The 17,916-nt window shown below is 64.2% G+C and carries 18 protein-coding genes, 2 tRNA genes and 1 pseudogene; 9 read left to right on the top strand and 12 right to left on the bottom strand.

Features of this window, described 5'->3' with window-relative positions; all coding sequences use genetic code 11:
- Positions 1-139: 139 nt before the first annotated feature.
- The gene (locus tag Har1131_RS03950) at positions 140-2,062 is read right to left on the bottom strand and encodes an ABC transporter ATP-binding protein (protein ID WP_050037135.1); all 1,923 of its coding nucleotides are present in this window, start codon (positions 2,060-2,062) and stop codon (positions 140-142) included.
- 39 nt (positions 2,063-2,101) lie between these two features.
- Positions 2,102-2,689, bottom strand: a complete 588-nt coding sequence (locus tag Har1131_RS03945; protein WP_050037136.1) for a DUF192 domain-containing protein — start codon at positions 2,687-2,689, stop codon at positions 2,102-2,104.
- Positions 2,690-2,786: 97 nt separating this feature from the next.
- On the opposite strand from Har1131_RS03945, the gene Har1131_RS03940 reads away from it, so the two are divergent.
- Positions 2,787-2,860 (top strand) — tRNA-Val (locus Har1131_RS03940).
- Positions 2,861-3,384: 524 nt separating this feature from the next.
- Positions 3,385-3,458: transfer RNA gene (locus tag Har1131_RS03935), tRNA-Phe, on the top strand.
- A gap of 296 nt (positions 3,459-3,754) precedes the next feature.
- Here Har1131_RS03935 and Har1131_RS03930 read toward each other — a convergent pair.
- Positions 3,755-4,954, bottom strand: coding sequence for a glycosyltransferase family 2 protein (locus tag Har1131_RS03930; RefSeq protein ID WP_050007334.1), 1,200 nt, complete (start codon positions 4,952-4,954; stop codon positions 3,755-3,757).
- A gap of 157 nt (positions 4,955-5,111) precedes the next feature.
- Between Har1131_RS03930 and Har1131_RS03925 the strand changes: the two genes are divergently transcribed.
- Both Har1131_RS03925 and Har1131_RS03920 read left to right on the top strand, forming a co-directional pair.
- Positions 5,112-5,681 (top strand): hypothetical protein, encoded by a 570-nt coding sequence (locus Har1131_RS03925; protein WP_151145171.1) that lies wholly within the window; start codon positions 5,112-5,114, stop codon positions 5,679-5,681.
- Positions 5,682-5,777: 96 nt separating this feature from the next.
- Entirely contained in the window at positions 5,778-6,023 is a 246-nt protein-coding gene (locus tag Har1131_RS03920) for a hypothetical protein (RefSeq protein ID WP_014041423.1), read from the top strand.
- Here Har1131_RS03920 and Har1131_RS03915 read toward each other — a convergent pair whose 3' ends face one another.
- Both Har1131_RS03915 and Har1131_RS03910 read right to left on the bottom strand, forming a co-directional pair.
- Positions 6,024-6,698 carry a class I SAM-dependent methyltransferase gene (locus Har1131_RS03915; RefSeq protein ID WP_151145167.1) on the bottom strand — a complete coding sequence of 225 codons (675 nt, stop codon included), beginning with the start codon at positions 6,696-6,698 and terminating at the stop codon, positions 6,024-6,026.
- A 155-nt stretch (positions 6,699-6,853) separates the two neighbouring features.
- Positions 6,854-7,378, bottom strand: coding sequence for an Hsp20/alpha crystallin family protein (locus tag Har1131_RS03910; RefSeq protein WP_129755651.1), 525 nt, complete (start codon positions 7,376-7,378; stop codon positions 6,854-6,856).
- Between the two features lie 221 nt (positions 7,379-7,599).
- Between Har1131_RS03910 and Har1131_RS03905 the strand changes: the two genes are divergently transcribed.
- Positions 7,600-10,665 carry an FAD-binding and (Fe-S)-binding domain-containing protein gene (locus Har1131_RS03905; protein WP_151145165.1) on the top strand — a complete coding sequence of 1,022 codons (3,066 nt, stop codon included), beginning with the start codon at positions 7,600-7,602 and terminating at the stop codon, positions 10,663-10,665.
- Here the strand turns inward: Har1131_RS03905 and Har1131_RS03900 are convergent.
- Positions 10,657-11,184, bottom strand: a complete 528-nt coding sequence (locus Har1131_RS03900) for a hypothetical protein (RefSeq protein WP_014041427.1) — start codon at positions 11,182-11,184, stop codon at positions 10,657-10,659. The two genes, Har1131_RS03905 and Har1131_RS03900, sit on opposite strands and share 9 nt — an antisense overlap.
- 52 nt (positions 11,185-11,236) lie before the next feature.
- The gene (locus tag Har1131_RS03895; RefSeq protein WP_225306786.1) at positions 11,237-12,433 is read right to left on the bottom strand and encodes an ATP-binding protein; all 1,197 of its coding nucleotides are present in this window, start codon (positions 12,431-12,433) and stop codon (positions 11,237-11,239) included.
- Between the two features lie 223 nt (positions 12,434-12,656).
- Here Har1131_RS03895 and Har1131_RS03890 point away from each other — a divergent pair, with 223 nt between their 5' ends.
- Complete coding sequence (locus Har1131_RS03890; RefSeq protein WP_004515390.1) at positions 12,657-12,851, top strand: cold-shock protein; 195 nt, start codon at positions 12,657-12,659, stop codon at positions 12,849-12,851.
- A gap of 2 nt (positions 12,852-12,853) precedes the next feature.
- Entirely contained in the window at positions 12,854-13,048 is a 195-nt protein-coding gene (locus tag Har1131_RS03885; RefSeq protein ID WP_004515391.1) for a cold-shock protein, read from the top strand.
- Between the two features lie 121 nt (positions 13,049-13,169).
- Here the strand turns inward: Har1131_RS03885 and Har1131_RS03880 are convergent, their stop codons facing one another.
- The 3 genes from Har1131_RS03880 to Har1131_RS21630 all read right to left on the bottom strand — a co-directional run bounded on the left by Har1131_RS03880 (position 13,170) and on the right by Har1131_RS21630 (position 14,410).
- A complete protein-coding gene (locus Har1131_RS03880) occupies positions 13,170-13,913 on the bottom strand; it encodes a DUF429 domain-containing protein (protein WP_050037138.1) in 744 nt (247 codons plus the stop codon).
- A 111-nt stretch (positions 13,914-14,024) separates the two neighbouring features.
- Entirely contained in the window at positions 14,025-14,210 is a 186-nt protein-coding gene (locus Har1131_RS03875) for a hypothetical protein (protein WP_005537226.1), read from the bottom strand.
- A gap of 41 nt (positions 14,211-14,251) precedes the next feature.
- A complete protein-coding gene (locus tag Har1131_RS21630) occupies positions 14,252-14,410 on the bottom strand; it encodes a hypothetical protein (RefSeq protein ID WP_014041430.1) in 159 nt (52 codons plus the stop codon).
- A 74-nt stretch (positions 14,411-14,484) separates the two neighbouring features.
- On the opposite strand from Har1131_RS21630, the gene Har1131_RS03870 reads away from it, so the two are divergent.
- Together Har1131_RS03870 and Har1131_RS03865 are read left to right on the top strand one after the other, a co-directional pair.
- Positions 14,485-15,192, top strand: coding sequence for a nucleotidyltransferase family protein (locus Har1131_RS03870; RefSeq protein ID WP_151145162.1), 708 nt, complete (start codon positions 14,485-14,487; stop codon positions 15,190-15,192).
- A gap of 80 nt (positions 15,193-15,272) precedes the next feature.
- Positions 15,273-15,870 (top strand): annotated as a pseudogene (locus Har1131_RS03865) (DUF4864 domain-containing protein).
- On the opposite strand, the gene Har1131_RS03860 reads toward Har1131_RS03865, so the two are convergent.
- Both Har1131_RS03860 and Har1131_RS03855 read right to left on the bottom strand, forming a co-directional pair.
- Entirely contained in the window at positions 15,867-16,946 is a 1,080-nt protein-coding gene (locus Har1131_RS03860; RefSeq protein WP_008307631.1) for a sugar ABC transporter permease, read from the bottom strand. The pseudogene Har1131_RS03865 and the gene Har1131_RS03860 overlap by 4 nt on opposite strands.
- Positions 16,946-17,908, bottom strand: coding sequence for a carbohydrate ABC transporter permease (locus tag Har1131_RS03855; protein WP_014041434.1), 963 nt, complete (start codon positions 17,906-17,908; stop codon positions 16,946-16,948). Before Har1131_RS03855 ends, Har1131_RS03860 begins: the two co-directional genes overlap by 1 nt.
- Positions 17,909-17,916: the final 8 nt, after the last annotated feature.

Below are 17,916 nucleotides of genomic sequence, written 5' to 3'. Positions count from 1 at the left end.
CGACCGGCTGTTTCAGCCCATTTTAGGTCTGGAGAAGCGGCTGTTAACAGAGCCAAACGGCTCAGACATGGCGTCCTCACCGCTTCAGTCGTCGGCAACTGCTGATAACTGACGGTTCGAACATTGCGTTCTCACCGTTTCAGTCATCAGCATCCGTCCGCGCCCGTCGCTGAATCGCACGCTCGACGAACTCTTCGGGGAGTTCGTCGATTTCGCCGGCCTGAACCGCCCAGAGGTTGGCGTAGAGGCCGTCCGCGGCGAGCAGGTCGTCGTGACTCCCCCGTTCGACGATACGGCCGTCCTCGACGACGAGAATCGTGTCGGCGTCTTTCACCGTCGAGAGACGGTGGGCGATGGCGAACGTGGTCCGGTCGGCGGTCAGGTCGTCAAGCGACCGCTGGATGAGCATCTCCGTCTCCGTGTCCACGTCGCTGGTCGCCTCGTCGAGGATGAGAATTTCGGGATCTTTCAGAATCGCCCGGGCGATAGCGATGCGCTGGCGCTGGCCGCCCGAGAGCTTGACGCCGCGCTCGCCGACCATCGTGTCGTAGCCGTCCGGGAGATTGCGGACGAACTGGTCGGCTTCGGCGGCTTTCGCAGCGGCGACGATTTCCTCGTCGGTCGCGTCGAACGTCCCGTAGGCGATGTTCTCGCGGACGGTGCCGTAGAACAGGAACGTCTCCTGACTGACGTAGCCGATGGCGCGACGGATGCTCTGAATCTGGACGTCCTGAACGTTCTGGTCGTCGATGCGGACCGTGCCGGAATCCACGTCGTACATCCGGAGCAGGAGCTTCAGGACGGTGGATTTCCCCGCACCGGTCGGGCCGACGAGGGCGACCGTCTCGCCGCCGTCAGCCTCGAAAGAGATGTCCGAGAGCACCGACTCGTCGTCGCTGTCGTAGCTGAAGGACACGTCGTCGTACTCGACCCGTCCCTCGGTCACGTCGAGCGGCGGCGCGTCCGCGGCCTCTTCCAGGCGGCCGGGGGTGTCCATCAGCCCGAACACGCGCTCGGCGGAGGCGTAGGCCCGCTGGTACATGTTGATAATCTGTCCGAATTGGGCCATCGGCCAGACGAAGCGCTGGGTGTAGATGATGAACGCGACGAACTGCCCGCGGGAGAGACTCGCCGTGAGCGGCCCCGGAGCCTGACCGGTCACCATCAGCCCGCCGACGATGAAGGTGACGACGAAGCCGATGCCAGAGACCAGCCGGAGGCCAGGGAAGAACGTGATTCGCGTCTCGATGGCGTCCCAGTTGGCGTCCAGATAGTCTTCGGAGGTGTCCTCGACCCGGTCGGCCTCGTAGGGCTCGGTGTTGGCGGTCTTGATTATCTGGATGCCGCTGAGGTTGTTTTCCAGTCTGGAGTTGAGCTTGCCGACCGTCGACCGCACCTCGGCGTACTTGGGCTGGATGACGTCGATGAATCGCTTCGTGAACACGGCGATAATCGGGACCGGCAACAGCGCGACCAGCGCCAGCTGCCAGTTCATGTAGAACAGGTACGTGGCGATGCCGACGACCATGATTATCATCCGGGAGGCGGAGTTGAGGCCGTCGTTGAGGAACTTCTCCAGCCGGTTCACGTCGTTCGACAACACCGACATCATCTCGCCGGTCTGCTTGTCGGCAAAGAAGTCCATGTTCAGCCGCTGCATCGTCTCGTAAGTGTCCGTCCGGACGGCGTGCTGGACGTGCTGGGCGAACTTGTTCCAGCCCCAGTTCCGACTCCAGTGGAAGACGGCCCCGATACCGAACGACGCGGCGATGATGCCGGCCGTGAGCCATAGCTGTGGGCCTTGCCCGCTGGGAATCCATGCATCGGGAACCAGAAAGAGCCCGTATTCGACCTCCTGCAGAAAGATAGCGTCGATAGCCAGCGCCAAAAGAATCGGCGGCAGCAGGTCCAACATCCGAGCCACGATAGAACTGCAGAGGCCGACGACGAACGCTCCCCACTGTCCTCGGCCGTAGCCGGTGAACAGTCGAAGCATCGGCTGGTCGACGCGTTCCCTGGCGTCTTCGAACACGTCGTCGTCCGAACCCGCGTCGAAATCCATTGTCGAATCCAAGGGTTGAGCCCGCAAAAGGCCGTCGGGCTACGTGGCTTCGGGCGGCAGGTCGACCCGGTCGCCGACCGCAACGCCGGTCCGGTTTGTCCACCCGCGGTTCACTTCGAGGACGTACTTGCCCCGCCCCGCGTAGCCTGTCAGGCCGTTCTCGGAGGTCCCCTCCGGCGGGAGCGCCGCGTGGTGGATGGTCGTGATAGTGCCGTTGGCGTCGATGAAGATGATGTCAAGCGGGAACGACATGTTCCGCATGACGTAGGTGTGCTGGCCCGCCTCGTCGTGGACGAACAGCATTCCTTCGTTGGGCCCAAGCGACTCGGTGTTGCTCAGGCCGACGTACCGCTGATCGAACGTCTGTGCGATGCGAACCTCGACCGTGCCCAGCGGTTCCCCAGCCTCTTGTTCACGGGCCGCGATGGTCGTCTCCGGCATCGAAGTATCCGTCGAAGGCTGTGTCGCGGTCGGTGTCGCCGCGTCCGAGGCTTCCCGAACCGTCACTGTGCCCTCCTCGTACTCGCCGGTCCCGAGTACCTCGATCCAGAGGCCAGTCTGGAGAACGACGGCAGCCGCGACGAGGAGGCCGACGAGTCCGAGAACAATCACAGCGGGGCGCTGCATACCCCGTGTGAGGGGCAGGCCGTGGGTAATACTGTCGGTGCCCACTGTCGACCGAGAGAGAAAGCGTTATTCCTGCCGATGGAAAACGGTGGCATACGGGTCCGTGGTCTAGTTGGTTATGACGTGGCCTTTACAAGGCCGAGGCCGGTGGTTCGAATCCGCCCGGACCCACTGAACTTCTCGCGGCGCTCACCTCCGAGCGCCGCATGTGTGATTCGGCCGGGCGGTTCGAATCAGGGAACGAAGCAGCGCGGAGTGACCGTGGTTCGAATCCGCCGGGAGAGCACTGCTCTCCCGAGCCCTCGTTCGCTTCGCTCACGAGGACGCCCGGACCCATCCTGCGACGAACGGACGTGAGGAGCGGATGGTCCCTGTGGATTCGATTCCTGCGAGTCGCGCACGATATCATGACCCAGGTACCAGAGCGTCTATCTCGATTGATAGTCGCCCGTAATCCATATATCCGGAGTGGTGGTAGTGCGTGGCATGATAGATGGCTCGACGTGTCCGGCCTGCAGCGGGCACGTCTCGACGACTAACGGCACCGAATACGAATGCGACGACTGTGGCGAGACGTTCGACAGCGCGGACCTGTTCCTCCCGTAATCGGCGGTCGAACCGCCCGGCCGACCCCACAGAACCTGCGCCCGCTTTCGAAATGCTTTTTTCTACCCTCGTCATCGCTTGGAGTGCACGCCGCCTTAGCTCAGACTGGGAGAGCACTCGACTGAAGATCGAGCTGTCCCCGGTTCAAATCCGGGAGGCGGCACTTCTGTGGTTCTGACCGGTGAGCGGAGCGAACCGTCAGAATCCAGTGTGCGAACCGAGCGGATTTGAACGAGACGAGTCACAGCCCGCGCAGCGAAGCGAGCAGGAATGTCTCGGCGTAGTTCACAATTCGGGAGGCGGCATCCCGATTCTACGCGGTTTCCATTCGCGTAACTTTTATACTCGACTGAAGATCGAGCTGTCCCCGTCCCTGCGAGCGGGGAGCCGAGAGTTGCGTTACGACAGGCTGCCTGTAATCAAACACCGAGAGTACTAGATAGCGACTGAAGCGAGGGGTTACCCGTTGCCGACCTTCTCCGTGACGCGGAACCCTTCGGGTGGGTCGAGGATGCCGGCGACAGTACCCATCGAGTGGACGACAGTGATAAGCGGGGCAAGTGGGGCAGCCAGCAGCCACTCGGTTTTGTCCGGGCCGTAGTACTGAACGCCGCGAAGATACCAGAAGAACGTCAGCAGCCCAAGCGTAACCGAGGCAAGCGTAAACAGGCCACTAGAGCCAACGCCGACGCCGAGAACCGACAGCGGGACGACGATGAGCGTGACAATCGGTGAGAGCGCCCATGCGTAGTTCCGGACACGAGTGACTAGCTGGTAGCCCACAGGCAGATCTGTCGATGCTTCGAGGTTGCCGGCGGCCCAGCGGCGGCGTTGCTGAGTGATTTCGGTCAGCGACGGCGGAGCTTCGTTGCGGCAGGTGGCCGTCGCGAGCTCGAACGAGAAGTCCTCGAGTCGCTGGGCGGCCGCCCAGACGAACGCGGTGTCCTCGACGATAGTTTCGCGGTTCCAGGTCACGTCGTCCTCGACGGACTGCCTCACGGCGATGCCGCCGCCCCACGCGAACAGCGGGATCGAGAGGCGGGCGAAGGCGCGCTGTTCGACCTGGACGCCCATCCGATAGACGTCAGCGAGATAGGACAGTACCGACCCGGTGCGGCGGGGCTCCTCGCGGAGTTGGACGATATCCGCGTCCGGTAGCCCCTCGAAGGACTCGACGTGGCTGTCTTCGTCGAGATACAGCACGAACTCCCGGTCGTGGTCGAGCGTGCGACGGGCCCACTCGATGGCGCGACCCTTGCGGACGGCCGCACAGTCGAACCCGTCGGGGACGGCGTGGACGGTTGCGCCGTCGACGTCGATGTCCGTCTCGGCGATGACGCGGATGTCGTCGAAGGTCACGGGCAGTGAGTCCACGGTCGCCTGCACGACATCTGCGGCATCGACGGTGAGGATGCGGACCTGGATGTCGTCGCCACCGTGGACGGGCTCCGGCGGTTCATAGCCAGCACCGATGACGTAGGTGAGCACGAGCCAGATGAGCGCGGACGTGGCGAACAGGACCGTCGTTCCCCAAAGGAGGAGTTCGAACACGCTGTGCCAGTCGACGAGGCCGAGTGTCAGCGATGGCGTGAGGACGGCCACGGCCGTGAGGAGCAGGACCGCCCCGACTCCGGAGAGCGTGATGCGTTCGACTTTCATTGTGGTTCCATCCAGTGCCCCACGCCACTTCATGCAGGAACACCGTCAGCCCGTCTTACCGTCGTTTTTGGCCGAATTAAGCTGATTTACACGGGATTGAGGTCGGTTTGAATTGCGGCCGACCGCCGGAACAGGTAATTCCGTGGCGACAAGTAGCATGGGTATGACAGAGGAGCCAGCACACGAGCAGATGGAGCGCCATGCGACCCTGACAGACGAACTCGCGGCCCTCAGTGTGGAGCGGGACGCCGTCGCGGCGGCAGTGCAGGACCGGCTTGCCGACGCGGTTTCGGAGGCGATAGCAGAAGCGGGCGCGAACGTCGGGAATCTCGGGCAGTCCAAAGACGGTAAGCGGTTCCGGTTCGAGGCGCGACTCGACCGGGCGGCGCTGGTGGCGACGGTGACGGAAGCGCTGCCGGACGGATTCGTCGTCTCCCACGTCAACGAGGACGGGACGCTGAGCGTGGACTGGACCGGCGACAGCACCACGCCGTCGAAGCGTGAACATGGGGCCATCCTGAAGGCAATTATCGCAGAGGAAACAGAGACGGACAGCGACGGCTTCATTGAGTCTGTACCCAGCCGAGACCGCGTTCTGGCGCGGGCAGTGGAACTGGGCGTCGACGAGGGTGACGCGGCAGACCGCCTCAGTCGGCTGGCGACGCTGGATGTTGTCGATATCACCGACGAGGGGGTCTACCCCGACGAGAACTTCTCGCGGTACTAGCGCTTGGAACCGCCCGACAGCGGGCGTCGGTACGCAGGTAGACCGAGTGGCGCAACCGACGTTTATTACTTAGCCCGGCCAGAAATGTCACACAGAATGGCAGTACTATCGACAGAAGACGAGGGGAAGTTCCTCATGGACGCACAGGGAGAGCAGATCGGCATCGTGACCGAGGTCGACCCGAAGGGACAGGTCGCGTACGTCGAACCGGATCCGGACCTCACCGAGGCCTGGGTGCAGGGGCTCGGGTTCGGTGACGCCGACGAGGACGATATCGAGGTCGCCGCCGACGCCATCGGAACGATCACTGACAGCGAACTGCGCGTGACTGTCGACCTGTAGTCACGCTCCGGATTCGGGACGCTCGCCCACCACGAGCGTCCACCACTTGACGAACTGCGTCCGTTCGTAGAGGTTGAGCAGCCGCACCGACGCGTCCGACTCGGAGATGCTCGCGAGCATCAACGGCGATCCGAGCGTCCGTTTCTCGGCGACTTCGAACGATTCGGATACGAGGTCGGTGACGGCGGTCTCCGAGAGGTGGCCGTAGATGTCGGTGTCTTCCTCCAGCAGCCCCAGCCGGAACGCGGCACCCTTGGTGAGCTTGCGGTACAGCCCCGGCGTCCCTTCGAGCAGAGCGATACGGCCCGCAGGGCGGAGGACGCGGGCGGCTTCGCGAATGATTTCCGGACGGTCCGCGGGCGGGACGTGGTGGAGGAACCGGCGGCCGATGAGAGCGTCGAAGGAATCGTCGGCGAACGGGAGCGCTCGGGCGTCACCAGCCAGCGCTGGCTTGCGGACGGTTTCAACGTTCGACGGCCAGCCTTCCAGTCCGACATCGGCGCGGGGATGCATATGCTGGCCGAACGCGAGTTCGAGCGTCCGGCCGGGCGGGAGCTGTTCGGCTAGTAGCTCGTCGTGTCGCTCGTAGATTCGGTGCAACAGCGGGTGTTTCCGGACGTTCCGCGGCCGCTCGACGATTGCGCCGTCCTGAACGTCCCAGGTCACGTCGGACATATTACGGCCTCACAGCACGGAGTCCCCGGCGGTCGCACGAAACTATAGAGGCGATAATAGAGCGGCAGCTGACTAATACCGGAATAGTAGGTTGCTAAGGACGTTCTCACTGGGACAGTCGTGTAACGTCGGCAGACAACAGCCGAAAAGCGAGTCTATTCGATTTCGATCCGGTTCGAGTCGTCGGCGTCGTCCGCGCGCGGCAGCGTTATTTCGAGAACGCCGTTGTGGTAGGTGGCGGTGATGTCGTCGTCCACGACCGGTTCGGGAACAGTGACCCGTTCGGCGACCCGTCGGCTGTGGCGGCGAGCGCCGTCGCTGGTCTCTTCAGCGACCGTGCTCTCGCCCTGGATGCTGAGGACGCCGTCCTCGAAGCGGACGACGAGGTCGTCGCGCTCGAAGCCCGGGAGGTCGACCATCACGGCGTATCCGTCGTCGGTCTCGTCGACGTGGAGGTTCGTGTCGATACCGGGCCGGCGGTGGCCGCTCCGGCGTACGTCCGTGGACGGTCGGTCGGCGCGGAGTCCCGGACTGTCGTCCATCCGGTGTCTCGAATCGTCACCCATCCGGCGGCCCAAACTGTCGTCTGTCCAGCGACTCTGGCTGTCGTCCATCATCGACCGTCGCGTCTGTGCGAAGAGTCGGAGCATCGTCTCGAACGGATCGTTGCTGTGTGTCATAATCACCTTATATAGGCTAGTACTGATATTAACAGTTGCGTAACATGTGCTATCACAGGGAGACAGAAGCGCGTGCCCCGGGCAGACGCTCGACCGGGTCAAAAGTGCCTCATGGGCTACCGTAGCGGAACTGTTTTGGCAGGCGTACAGCTAGAACAGCCAGAGCAAACCGCCGAGTACCCGGTCCGTCGGTGGCCGGGCGACTGGAAACGAGACACACCATGGCAACCGATTCCGGCACCCGGATAGATCCTTCGGCTGACGAGGTATCGAACTACGACTACCAGAACGACACCGTCGCCCGGTCGGGCCTCGTCGACGACCTGCGAGCGCGCATTGACGGCGAGGTGCGGTTCGACGAGTACTCGCGACAGTTGTACGCGACCGACGCCAGCCTCTACGAGGTGCTGCCTATCGGCGTCGTCTATCCGCGGTCGACCGATGACGTAGCCGCGGTCATGTCCTACTGTGCCCAGCGAGAGATTCCGGTTCTTCCCCGGGGCGGCGGGACGAGCCTCGCCGGTCAGACGGTCAACGAGGCCGTCGTACTGGATTTCTCGCGGTACATGAACGACCTCGTCGAGGCCCGGCCCGACGACCGGCGAGCGCGAGCCCAGCCGGGCATCAAGCTCGGCGACCTGAACGGGGAGCTGGCCGACCACGGGCTGAAGTTCGCGCCGGACCCGGCGTGGGGCGACAAGAGCGTTCTCGGCGGCGCTATCGGTAACAACTCCACCGGCGCACACTCCCTGCAGTACGGCAAGACCGACGCCTACATCGAAGAGTGCGAGGTCGTCCTCGCAGACGGCACCGTCACCACGTTCGGCGAGGTCACCCGCGAGGAACTGCGCGACCGAGCGGACCCCGACGGTGACCTCGAAGCCCGGATTTACGCCGAAATCGAGCGGATACTCGCCGAGGAAGGCAAAGAAATTACGAGCCACTACCCGGACCTGAAGCGCAACGTCTCGGGGTACAACCTCGACTGGGTCCTCGGAGATGCACAGGACGGGACTGTCAACGTCGCGTCGCTGCTGGCGGGCAGCGAGGGGACGCTTGCCATCGTCACCGAGGCCGAGGTGTCCCTGGAGCCGATTCCCGAGACCAAGTCGATGGCCCTGCTCGCCTACGAGGGGCTCATCGAGGCCATGGAAGACGTTTCGGACATCCTCGAACACGACCCGGCGGCCGTCGAGGTGCTCGACGACGTGCTCATCGACCTGGCCCGGGACACCGCCGAGTTCGAGGACGTGGTCGGCATGTTGCCCGAGGGGACTCGCACGGTCCTCATCGTGGAGTTCTACGCCGACGACGCGGAGAGCGGCCGGCGGAAGGTCGCCGACCTCCTGGCAGACCGAACGAACGGCGTCGATTCGATCGCTGCCCCAACAGATGGCCGGACCGTCGTCGACGCGCCGGTGCGGGCGTTCGACGCCATGGAGGCCCACGACGAGGCAAAACGCGAGAAGTTCTGGAAGATGCGCAAGTCCGGCCTCCCCATCCTGCTCTCGCGGACGACCGACGAGAAACACGGCTCGTTCATCGAGGACACCGCCATCCCGCCCGAGAACCTCCCGGAGTACGTCGCCGACTTCCAGGAGATTCTCGAAGAACACGACACCTTCGCCTCCTTCTACGCCCACGCCGGCCCCGGTGTGCTCCACATCCGCCCGCTCATCAACACAAAGACAGTCGAGGGCGTCGAGACCATGGAGTCCATCGCCGACGCAGTGACCGACCTCGTGGTGAAATACGGGGGCAGCGTCTCGGGCGAACACGGCGACGGCCGCGCCCGCACGCAGTGGAACGAGAAGCTCTACGGCCCGGACCTCTGGGAGACGTTCCGGGAGCTCAAGTCCGCGTTCGACCCCGACTGGCTGCTCAACCCCGGCCAGGTCGTCGGCGTCGACGCCGCCGCTGTCGAGTCCGGCGAGAAACCCGAGCGGGCACGCACGGTCGACATGACCGAGAACCTCCGATTCGACCCGGCCTATGAGTTCGACGCCGGCTTCGACCCCGCGCTGGAGTGGGACAACGACAACGGGATGCAGGGGATGGTCGAACTCTGTCACGGCTGTGGCGGCTGTCGCGGCCCGCAGGAGACCACCGGCGGCGTGATGTGCCCGACCTATCGCGCATCCGAGGAGGAGATGACGACGACCCGCGGCCGCGCGAACATGCTCCGGCAGGCCATGAGCGGCGACCTGCCGGACGATCCCACCGACGAGGAGTTCATGCACGAGGTGCTGGACCTCTGTATCGGCTGCAAAGGGTGTGCGAAGGACTGCCCGAGCGAGGTCGACATGGCGAAGCTCAAAGCCGAGGTGACCCACGCCTACCACCAGGAACACGGCTCCAGCATCCGAGACAGAATCTTCGCCAACGTTGACGCACTGGCAGGTCTGGGCAGCGCCTTTGCGCCGCTGTCAAACCTCGCGACGAAAGTTCCGGGTGCTCGAACCGTGCTGGAGAAGGCGGTCGGCATCGCACCCGACCGGACGCTGCCGACCTTCCGGCGTACGACGCTACAGGACTGGTTCGACGAGCGCGGTCCGCAAGTCCCGGCGGATGAAGCCGAGCGGCAAGCCCTGCTGTTCCCCGACACGTACACGAACTACAGCCACCCCGAGGTCGGGAAAGCCGCCGTCCGCGTGCTCGAAGCCGCGGGCGTCCACGTCCAGCTAGCCAACCGGACCGACAGCGGGCGACCGGCCCACTCGAAGGGCTTTCTGGACCAGTCTCGGGCGACTGCGCGGGACAACGTCGACGCGCTCGTGCCCGCCATCGAGGAGGGCTGGGACGTGGTGCTGGTCGAACCCTCTGATGCCGTGATGTTCCAGTCGGACTATCTGGACTTGCTCTCTGGCGAGGACGCGGAGACGCTCGCGGCGAACGCCTACGGCGTCTGTGAGTATCTCGACACCTTCCGGCTGGACCAGGGGGCCGACTGGGACGCCCCTGGTGAGACGCTGACCTACCACGGCCACTGCCACCAGAAGGCGACGAAGAAGGACCACCACGCCGTCGGCGTCCTCCGGCGGGCCGGCTATGACGTCGACCCGCTGGACTCGGGCTGCTGTGGCATGGCCGGCTCCTTCGGCTACGAGGCCGAGCACTTCTCGATGAGCAAGGCCATCGGCTCGATCCTGTTCGACCAGATTGGAGAGAGTCGCGGCAACACCGTGGTCGCGCCCGGCGCGTCCTGTCGCACGCAACTGGACGACTGGGACGAAAGCGACGGCGAACCGCCGCATCCGGTGGAGAAGCTCGACGCTGCCTTAGCCTGAGTCAATCTCGTCTGGCTGGCGAACCGCCTGTGCGATACCGACTGTCTGGCCGACCAGCGCAAGCCCGATGCCGGCAAGCAACGCGGTTTCCGCCGGCGGGAACAGCGCACTGGCGTAGACCGCCCCACCGAGAACGCTCAATACTGCTCCGGCCATGTACGCCCGCTGGCCTGCTGGAACGCGCTTGCCAGTGTGGTAGAGACCCACGCCCGGAACGACCATCCATCCCAGTATCGTCGTCGTCAGGAACGGGATCCGAAGCGGAGCGTAGAGCAAGCCGACGATGCCGCCGACGGTCAGGAGGAGGCCGACGAGGAGAATGTCGCGCCAGACCCGGAGGACGCCCGTCTCCATCTCGTCCCACGAAAGGACGGCGAACGCAGCGATGAGGACGGCAGCGACGACGTGAAACACCAGCACCGTCCGGTCAGTGACCACATCGAGATGAGCCAGCCCCACGAGCAGCCACGCGAGCGGGATGAGTACGGTCGGGCCCTGTGCGCGCAAGCGAGGGAACATACGCCTCACTGTGCCTCCCACAATCAAGAAACGTCGGTCGTGCGGACTGGTGTCATGCCCGCGGGAGTTCGACGACGAAGTGCGCGCCGTCTAGGGCGGTGTCGGGGAAGGGCGCGTCGGTTTTGCTGGCGGTGTCGGCGAGGGAGATATCGCCGCCGAAGCTCGTAACGAGTGTCTCGACGAGATGGAGCCCACCGCCGTGCGTGTCGCCCGCCCGCGGGTCGAAAACGCTGTCACGCCGGTCGTCGGGAATCCCCGGTCCGTCGTCGACGACGTGGGTCTCGACATCGTCGTCGGTCTCCCGGATCGCGACAAACACCGATGGCTGATGATATCTGTCTCCCGTCAACTCTGTCGTCTCCGCCCGCTGTGCCTCGCTCGGCAGCGCTGCTCCGTCCGTCGCGGTCCCCTCGGCGGAGAGTTCTGCTGCCGGCGTCCCGTGTTCGATAGCGTTCTCGATGAGGTTCCGGAGAACCGGGCGAGCGGCCTCGTTGGTGTATGCCATTGCGCTGTCCGGGGCTTGAACTTCGATGGTGATGGGATGTGTTTGCTCGATTCGCTGTATCACCGCCTCGGCAATCCCGACGATGTCGGTCGGTTCGAATGCCGGGTCGGAACTGAGGGTCTCAACGACCGCCCCGGCGTTGTCGACCAAGCTATCGAGTTCGGTTACCTGCTCGTGGATCGCGTCCGCTGCCGTTTGAACCGTGTCCGAGTCGGCGTTCCGTCGAATGATCGTCGCGCGGCCATCAATAACGACGAGTCCGTTCGCGATATCGTGTCGAAACAGGTCGTTGACGAACGACAGCGTGTTCGCGGTTCGGGTCGCCCGACTGGCATCCTGACGGGCCCGAACCGCAAGCGTGCCCGCGATGAGTCCCGTGACAGCGCCCGTCTCCATCGCCAACAGGGTGACGAACACCGGTTCGGCGATTGTTCGACCCTCCATCATGCGGATAAAGACGCTCAAACCGATGATAGCCCCGACCGCAGCGCTGCCGACAACGCTCCAGACGAAAACTGTCCATATCTGCTCCCCCGGTGTCGACGACGAGACGAGGCGATAGCTGCCATACACTAGCACCAGCGGCAGTAGCCCGTCGAGGGCCAACGCGAGCGCAGGGCCGCCGACCTGTCCGATACGCTGTGTCTCGATACCGAGGTGCCAGACGATGGCCGCACCTGTGAACGCGAGTCCGAAGCCAGCAAGCAGCCACGGCGCAAGGCGGGCCCGGGCACCACGGTACATAATTATGACTTGTGCTCGAACGGCTAATTCCATTTGGTTAGTGATCCGGTAAGACCGAACGCGACGCCGTGGCGTCTATAGCCAGCCGGGAGAGCCGGCGGCGCATGTGCCATGACAGTATTACACACCCCCTAATCGCCAGACAGCGGTCGGATCTTTCTGTTTCCCACCAGAGCATCGTACCGACACTGTTATCCGTGGTGCTGGCATCTCTTTGGTTGCAATGGCGAAAGGAACGGTTGATTTCTTCAACGACACTGGCGGTTACGGTTTCATCGACACTGAGGACGCGGACGAGGACGTCTTCTTCCACATGGAAGACATCGGCGGCCCGGACCTCGAGGAAGGACAGGAGCTCGAATTTGACATCGAGCAGGCGGACAAGGGTCCGCGCGCCAACAACGTCACGAGGCTCTAACAATGGCGGAAGGCACTGTCGACTTCTTCAACGACACTGGTGGTTACGGCTTCATCGAAACCGACGATGCGGACGAAGACGTCTTCTTCCACATGGAAGACGTCGGCGGCCCTGACCTCGAAGAGGGGCAGGAAGTCGAGTTCGACATCGAGCAGGCGGACAAGGGTCCGCGTGCGACCAACCTCACGCGACTGTAAGACGGCTTCTGTCTACAGTCTAGCACTATAATCACTTGTCAGCGGTCGCGGTGTAGCGTACACGGCAGTGTCGCTGGCATGCACATAACCCACGACGAGCGACGGCGCTCGCCGGAACACGTCACGACGTGATCAGTGGCGACGCCGCCCGATAGACGATCTCCATCGGCAGCCCCGCCGCATCTCGCGGCGGCTCGGGCGGCAGCGTGTACAACTCCCTGTCGCCCGGTTGCGCCGTATAGGAGAGAGTGACGGCGTCCAGCACATCGTGAACGGCTACCGCCGCGCCGCCGGTCGCTTCGGCGGCTTTCTGGACCGTCGGGGCGGCGTCGCGGTCGTAATGTGCGAGAATCCGCATCCGCTCGGCATATCCCCCGGCGGTGCGCTTCGAGTAGCTAAGCGGCTCGCCGCCGAAGGCCCGAAAACAGACCTCTGGGTGGGATTCCCGAATGGCTGCGGCAGCCTCGGGCAGTTCCTGCAAGAGTTCATCGATCCGGGCGAGGCTGTCGCTACGTGCGAACGCCTGCTCAGAGAGTTCCTGTCCGGTCTTGCGCCTGTGGACGCGGTTGGCCGTCGAGTAGCGCTGTTTCCGGGTCGCTTCTCGTACCGGCGGCGTGCGAACTGCCGCGCTCCGCTCGCCGAGCACCGACCGGGCGAGTTCGTCACACCGGCGGTCCGGATCACCGGATTCCACGAGCCCAATCGGCACTCCGACCAGAATCAGCCGAGCGCGCTCCTCGTACGCTGACCAGCATTCGCCGATACTGTCGAACACCGACGCGTGGTCGAACCCGTCGCCGGTGAGCGCCACAGCGACCCAGGACTCGTCGCTCCGGTCGACACCGACGTACAGCGGTTCAGCCATTATCGATACTCGTTCGGATAGGCGCAAAAGTGTATCCCGAGGTGTTCGTTGTCCAACCGGTCCAGCGTCCGAGCTATCGGCCGCGGCGCAGACTGTTCCGGCGGCTGTTCATTACGACTGCCCGAACTTCGTGAGTTCCTTGAGCGGTACTAGCCGGTGTTCCATCGCTGGCTTCGTGTAGCCGGCCGACTCCTCGGAGACACCGCTTGTGAACACCAGCATCTTCTGTTGGAGGACGTGCGGTACGCCGTCGTTGTCCCGGATGATGTCGACCGAGCGCCACGCTTCGTCTTCCATGCGTCAGAGTCACACACTGCTGCTACCTGTCTCTTTCCCCGTCAGGAGTCCGGCCCGACGAATATTGTCCGGAGCCGCGCACCGCAGTCCGGACAGCACAGCGTCTGCCAGCGGTCGTTGTCGAGGTCACCGAAGGTCGCCCGGCGGACCGCCTCGTCGACGGTGACCGACCGGCCGCAGGTGTCACACTCCTCAGCCATGCGTCAAGGTTGGCGGCCACGGACAGAACCCGCTCGCCCACAGGCATTTAGCCGGCGCAAGCGTGGGGCCGGATATGGACGGCTTCGTACTCGCTGCCGGCGAAGGGACGCGGATGCGACCGCTCACTGCAGACAAGCCGAAGGGACTGGTCGAGGTGGCCGGAAAGCCGCTGCTGACACACTGTTTCGACACGCTGCTGTCAGTCGGCGTCGACCGCCTGGTCGTCGTCATCGGCTACCGCGGCGACGACATCGTGGCACACTACGGAGAGCAGTATCGGGACACGCCGATAGCGTACGTCCGGCAGGACGAACAGTTAGGACTGGCGCACGCGCTCGAACAGGCCCGCACAGCCGTCGACGGGACCTTCGTCGTGCTGAACGGCGACAACGTTTGCCGGGCAAATCTCGACGGGGCCATCGAGCACCACCTCGAGACCGACGCCAGCGCGACGCTGCTCGTCGAGGACGTGTCGCGGGCCGAAGCCAAGACGACCGGTGTCGTCACGACGGACAACGGGGGACAGGTGACCGGCCTCGTCGAGAAGCCGTCGGACCCGGCGTCGACGCTGGTCACGCGGGGCTTTTTCGTGTTCGAGCCGGCCGTCGGCCACGCCTGCGCGCTGACGCGACCTTCCGAGCGGGGCGAGTACGAACTCCCCGACGCAATCGACCTGTTACTGAGCGCCGGCCACCGCGTCGAGGCGGTCGAACTGGAGGGCTGGTGTCACAACGTCAACGAACCGAGCGACGTCGACGCGGTCGAGGAACGGCTCGGCTGACGGCATCGACCGCTGCCAAGCGAAACAGCGCACGGACGCGGCGACGGAACATCGAAGGAGCGTCACCCCAAGACAGGGGTATGACAGCCGTTCGGTCGCTGGCGCTCGTCGCGCTCGCCGTTCTCGTTTCGCTGGCGGGCTGTGGGGCGTTTTTCGGCGGTGGCGACTCGGTAGGGTCGGAAGCGACGATAACGCCCGCGGAAGTTCCGACAGAGGACGCGAAAGCGGTAGAACCGGCAGCGGGCGGGCGGGAGTACTGGGGCAACGTCTCCGTCGACACCAACAGATCGGCGGTGACACAGCCGCGGGTCCTCGAACTGCGACCGAACTGCGAGCGCCCGCCGGGGCTCGTCGTCCACATCCAGGTGCTCGCACTGCAGAACAACGACCCGGCGACGAACGAGGGCATCAACACGACCTGGCAGTTCGCGTCGCCGTCGAACCGGGGCCTGACGGGGCCGTACTCGAACTTCGTCCGAACCATTCGAAGTGGGTTCGAACCGCTGTTGAACGCGACCGGCGTGCGGTACGGACCGCTCGACCGCGACGGCCGCGTCACAGCCGGTGACGGTCGTCGATGGGAACGGAACGACGACGAGCTACCAGTGGACGGTCGAAAAGCAGAGTGACGCGCCGTATGAGGGGTGCTGGATGACGGCGGGCGTCGCGCCAGCTTAGCCTTCCATCCCGCTGAAGGAGAGGCCGCCCTCGATGTAGCGCTGCGCGAACAGATAGGCCAGCATAATCGGCGAGGCGAAGGTGAGCGCGAACGCGGAGAAGCGCGCCCACGGGATGGAGTACTCGTCGACCATCGCGTACAGGCCGACCGGCAGCGTGTAGTTCTCCGTCCCCAGCAGCGTCTGGGCGACGACGAACTCTGTCCACCCGGTGAGGAAGACGAAGATGAACACCGTTGCCAGCCCGGCGGTCGACATCGGGATGATGACCTCGGTGACGACCCGCCACGGCGGCGCGCCGTCGACGACGGCGGCCTCCTCGTAGGAGACCGGGATGCCGTCCATGTAGGTCTTCAGCAGCCAGGTGTTGAACGGCACGGCGGTCGCCGCGTAGTACACCGCAAGCGCCAGTTTGCTGTCGTTGATGCCGAACTGGACGTACAGTGCGTACATCCCGATGAGCAGGGCAACGCCGAGACCGCCCCCGACCTGTGTCATCAGGACGTAGAGGAACAGGATCTTCCGGCGGAAGAGGAACTCCCGCCGCGAGAGGGCATAGGCCGCCGGAATGATGAGCGACATCGCGATCAGCACGGTGGGAATCGCCACCATGAGGCTGTTCCAGAGGAAGTGCTTGAACTCCGAGGGGCGGTCGACGCCGTAGTCGGAGGCGTCGAGAATCTCGATCCCCGGCGTCTGGAACACGAAAGCGAGGTCGGTGAACGGAATGGCGGCGGATATCGAGTACGACGGCACGATGAGGTCACCGATGACCCAGATGAACGGTTTGACCGTCGGATTAGTGGGAAACAGCGAGAAGCTCTCGGACGTGTACAGCGAGCTTCCGGAGCCGGAGAGGGCCGCCATCAGAATCCAGTAGATCGGGAAGAGCAGTGCCAGCACGACCAGCGTCGCGCCGATGGTCGAGAGAATGACCTTCAGGACTTCGGACGCGGGCAGTTCGCCCCGACGGACGGCCTGCACAGTGTAGGACCACTTGCGGACCGTCCGTGCGGGCATCGTCGCGAACGTCTTGATGTCGTTGCCGAGCTTTCTGGCGATTGCACCGAGGAGCATTAGTCGTTCACCCCGTCGGCGAGTTTGCCTTTCTTGACGTTGAGCCACATGAACGCGCCGATGAAGGCGAGCGCGATGATGCTGATGGCCGCACCGCGACCGTACTGCTGGAACGACAGCGCCTCACGATAGCCGTAGACGACGATGAGTTCGTTCGCCCGTGCCGGGCCGCCCTGATTGAACACGAACGGGATGAGGAACTGCTGGAACGAGGCCGCGGAGGTCAGAATAGACGCGAACAGCACGGGCCGTTTGATCGACGGCAGCGTGATATGAGCGAAGCGTGCGAGGAATCCCGCGCCGTCGACGACGGCCGCCTCGTGGAGTTCCTCGGGTACGTCCTGTAGCGCGCTGACGGTGATGATGACCATGAACGGGTACGCCAGCCACGCCTCCGTGACGTTGTACGCGACGAAGGCGGTCCAGCGGCCCGACAGCCACGCGACCGAACTCGCGCCGAACGCGGTCAGTAGCTGGTTCATCAGCCCGAACTCGGCGGAGCTGAAGATGCCACGCCACACGGTGATAGTGAAGATCGGCGGCAGGCCCATCGGGAAGATGATGAGCGAGCGCAGGACGCGCTTGCCGCGGACGAGTTCACTGGTCACGATAAGCGCGATAGCCAGGCTCGCCCCGATCTTGAGCGTGACGCTCGTGGCGACGAACAGCCAGGTGACGCCGAAGGAGTTCCAGAACTGGCCGTCGGTCAGCACGTCGGCGTAGTTCTCCAGGCCGACGAACAGCGCGTCGCCGAACGTGAGCACGGCGACGACGCCCTCGCCGGCGAACAGGTTCGCCGGCTCTGCGTTCGTAAAGGAGATTCCCAGCAGGTAGAGGACCGGGAACAGCATGAACGCCGAGAAGACGAACAGCCCCGGGAGCACTAGCAGTAACGACGCGTCGTCCCGCGTCAGAAACGGGACCGACTCGATGCGGTCCGCCGCCCGTGAAACCGTACTCATGGGCGTTT

Source organism: Haloarcula sp. CBA1131, from assembly GCF_008728975.1.
Taxonomy (GTDB): domain Archaea; phylum Halobacteriota; class Halobacteria; order Halobacteriales; family Haloarculaceae; genus Haloarcula; species Haloarcula hispanica.
This window is presented reverse-complemented; position numbering and strand designations above follow the sequence as displayed.

What these genes read in the sequence shown, in the direction of transcription:
- Har1131_RS03950 (WP_050037135.1), bottom strand. Translation starts at nt 2,062, where the DNA reads ATGGATTTCGACGCGGGTTCGGACGACGACGTGTTCGAAGACGCCAGG.
- Har1131_RS03945 (WP_050037136.1), bottom strand. Translation starts at nt 2,689, where the DNA reads ATGCAGCGCCCCGCTGTGATTGTTCTCGGACTCGTCGGCCTCCTCGTC.
- Har1131_RS03930 (WP_050007334.1), bottom strand. Translation starts at nt 4,954, where the DNA reads ATGAAAGTCGAACGCATCACGCTCTCCGGAGTCGGGGCGGTCCTGCTC.
- Har1131_RS03925 (WP_151145171.1), top strand. Translation starts at nt 5,112, where the DNA reads ATGGGTATGACAGAGGAGCCAGCACACGAGCAGATGGAGCGCCATGCG.
- Har1131_RS03920 (WP_014041423.1), top strand. Translation starts at nt 5,778, where the DNA reads ATGGCAGTACTATCGACAGAAGACGAGGGGAAGTTCCTCATGGACGCA.
- Har1131_RS03915 (WP_151145167.1), bottom strand. Translation starts at nt 6,698, where the DNA reads ATGTCCGACGTGACCTGGGACGTTCAGGACGGCGCAATCGTCGAGCGG.
- Har1131_RS03910 (WP_129755651.1), bottom strand. Translation starts at nt 7,378, where the DNA reads ATGACACACAGCAACGATCCGTTCGAGACGATGCTCCGACTCTTCGCA.
- Har1131_RS03905 (WP_151145165.1), top strand. Translation starts at nt 7,600, where the DNA reads ATGGCAACCGATTCCGGCACCCGGATAGATCCTTCGGCTGACGAGGTA.
- Har1131_RS03900 (WP_014041427.1), bottom strand. Translation starts at nt 11,184, where the DNA reads ATGTTCCCTCGCTTGCGCGCACAGGGCCCGACCGTACTCATCCCGCTC.
- Har1131_RS03895 (WP_225306786.1), bottom strand. Translation starts at nt 12,433, where the DNA reads ATGTACCGTGGTGCCCGGGCCCGCCTTGCGCCGTGGCTGCTTGCTGGC.
- Har1131_RS03890 (WP_004515390.1), top strand. Translation starts at nt 12,657, where the DNA reads ATGGCGAAAGGAACGGTTGATTTCTTCAACGACACTGGCGGTTACGGT.
- Har1131_RS03885 (WP_004515391.1), top strand. Translation starts at nt 12,854, where the DNA reads ATGGCGGAAGGCACTGTCGACTTCTTCAACGACACTGGTGGTTACGGC.
- Har1131_RS03880 (WP_050037138.1), bottom strand. Translation starts at nt 13,913, where the DNA reads ATGGCTGAACCGCTGTACGTCGGTGTCGACCGGAGCGACGAGTCCTGG.
- Har1131_RS03875 (WP_005537226.1), bottom strand. Translation starts at nt 14,210, where the DNA reads ATGGAAGACGAAGCGTGGCGCTCGGTCGACATCATCCGGGACAACGAC.
- Har1131_RS21630 (WP_014041430.1), bottom strand. Translation starts at nt 14,410, where the DNA reads ATGGCTGAGGAGTGTGACACCTGCGGCCGGTCGGTCACCGTCGACGAG.
- Har1131_RS03870 (WP_151145162.1), top strand. Translation starts at nt 14,485, where the DNA reads ATGGACGGCTTCGTACTCGCTGCCGGCGAAGGGACGCGGATGCGACCG.
- Har1131_RS03860 (WP_008307631.1), bottom strand. Translation starts at nt 16,946, where the DNA reads ATGCTCCTCGGTGCAATCGCCAGAAAGCTCGGCAACGACATCAAGACG.
- Har1131_RS03855 (WP_014041434.1), bottom strand. Translation starts at nt 17,908, where the DNA reads ATGAGTACGGTTTCACGGGCGGCGGACCGCATCGAGTCGGTCCCGTTT.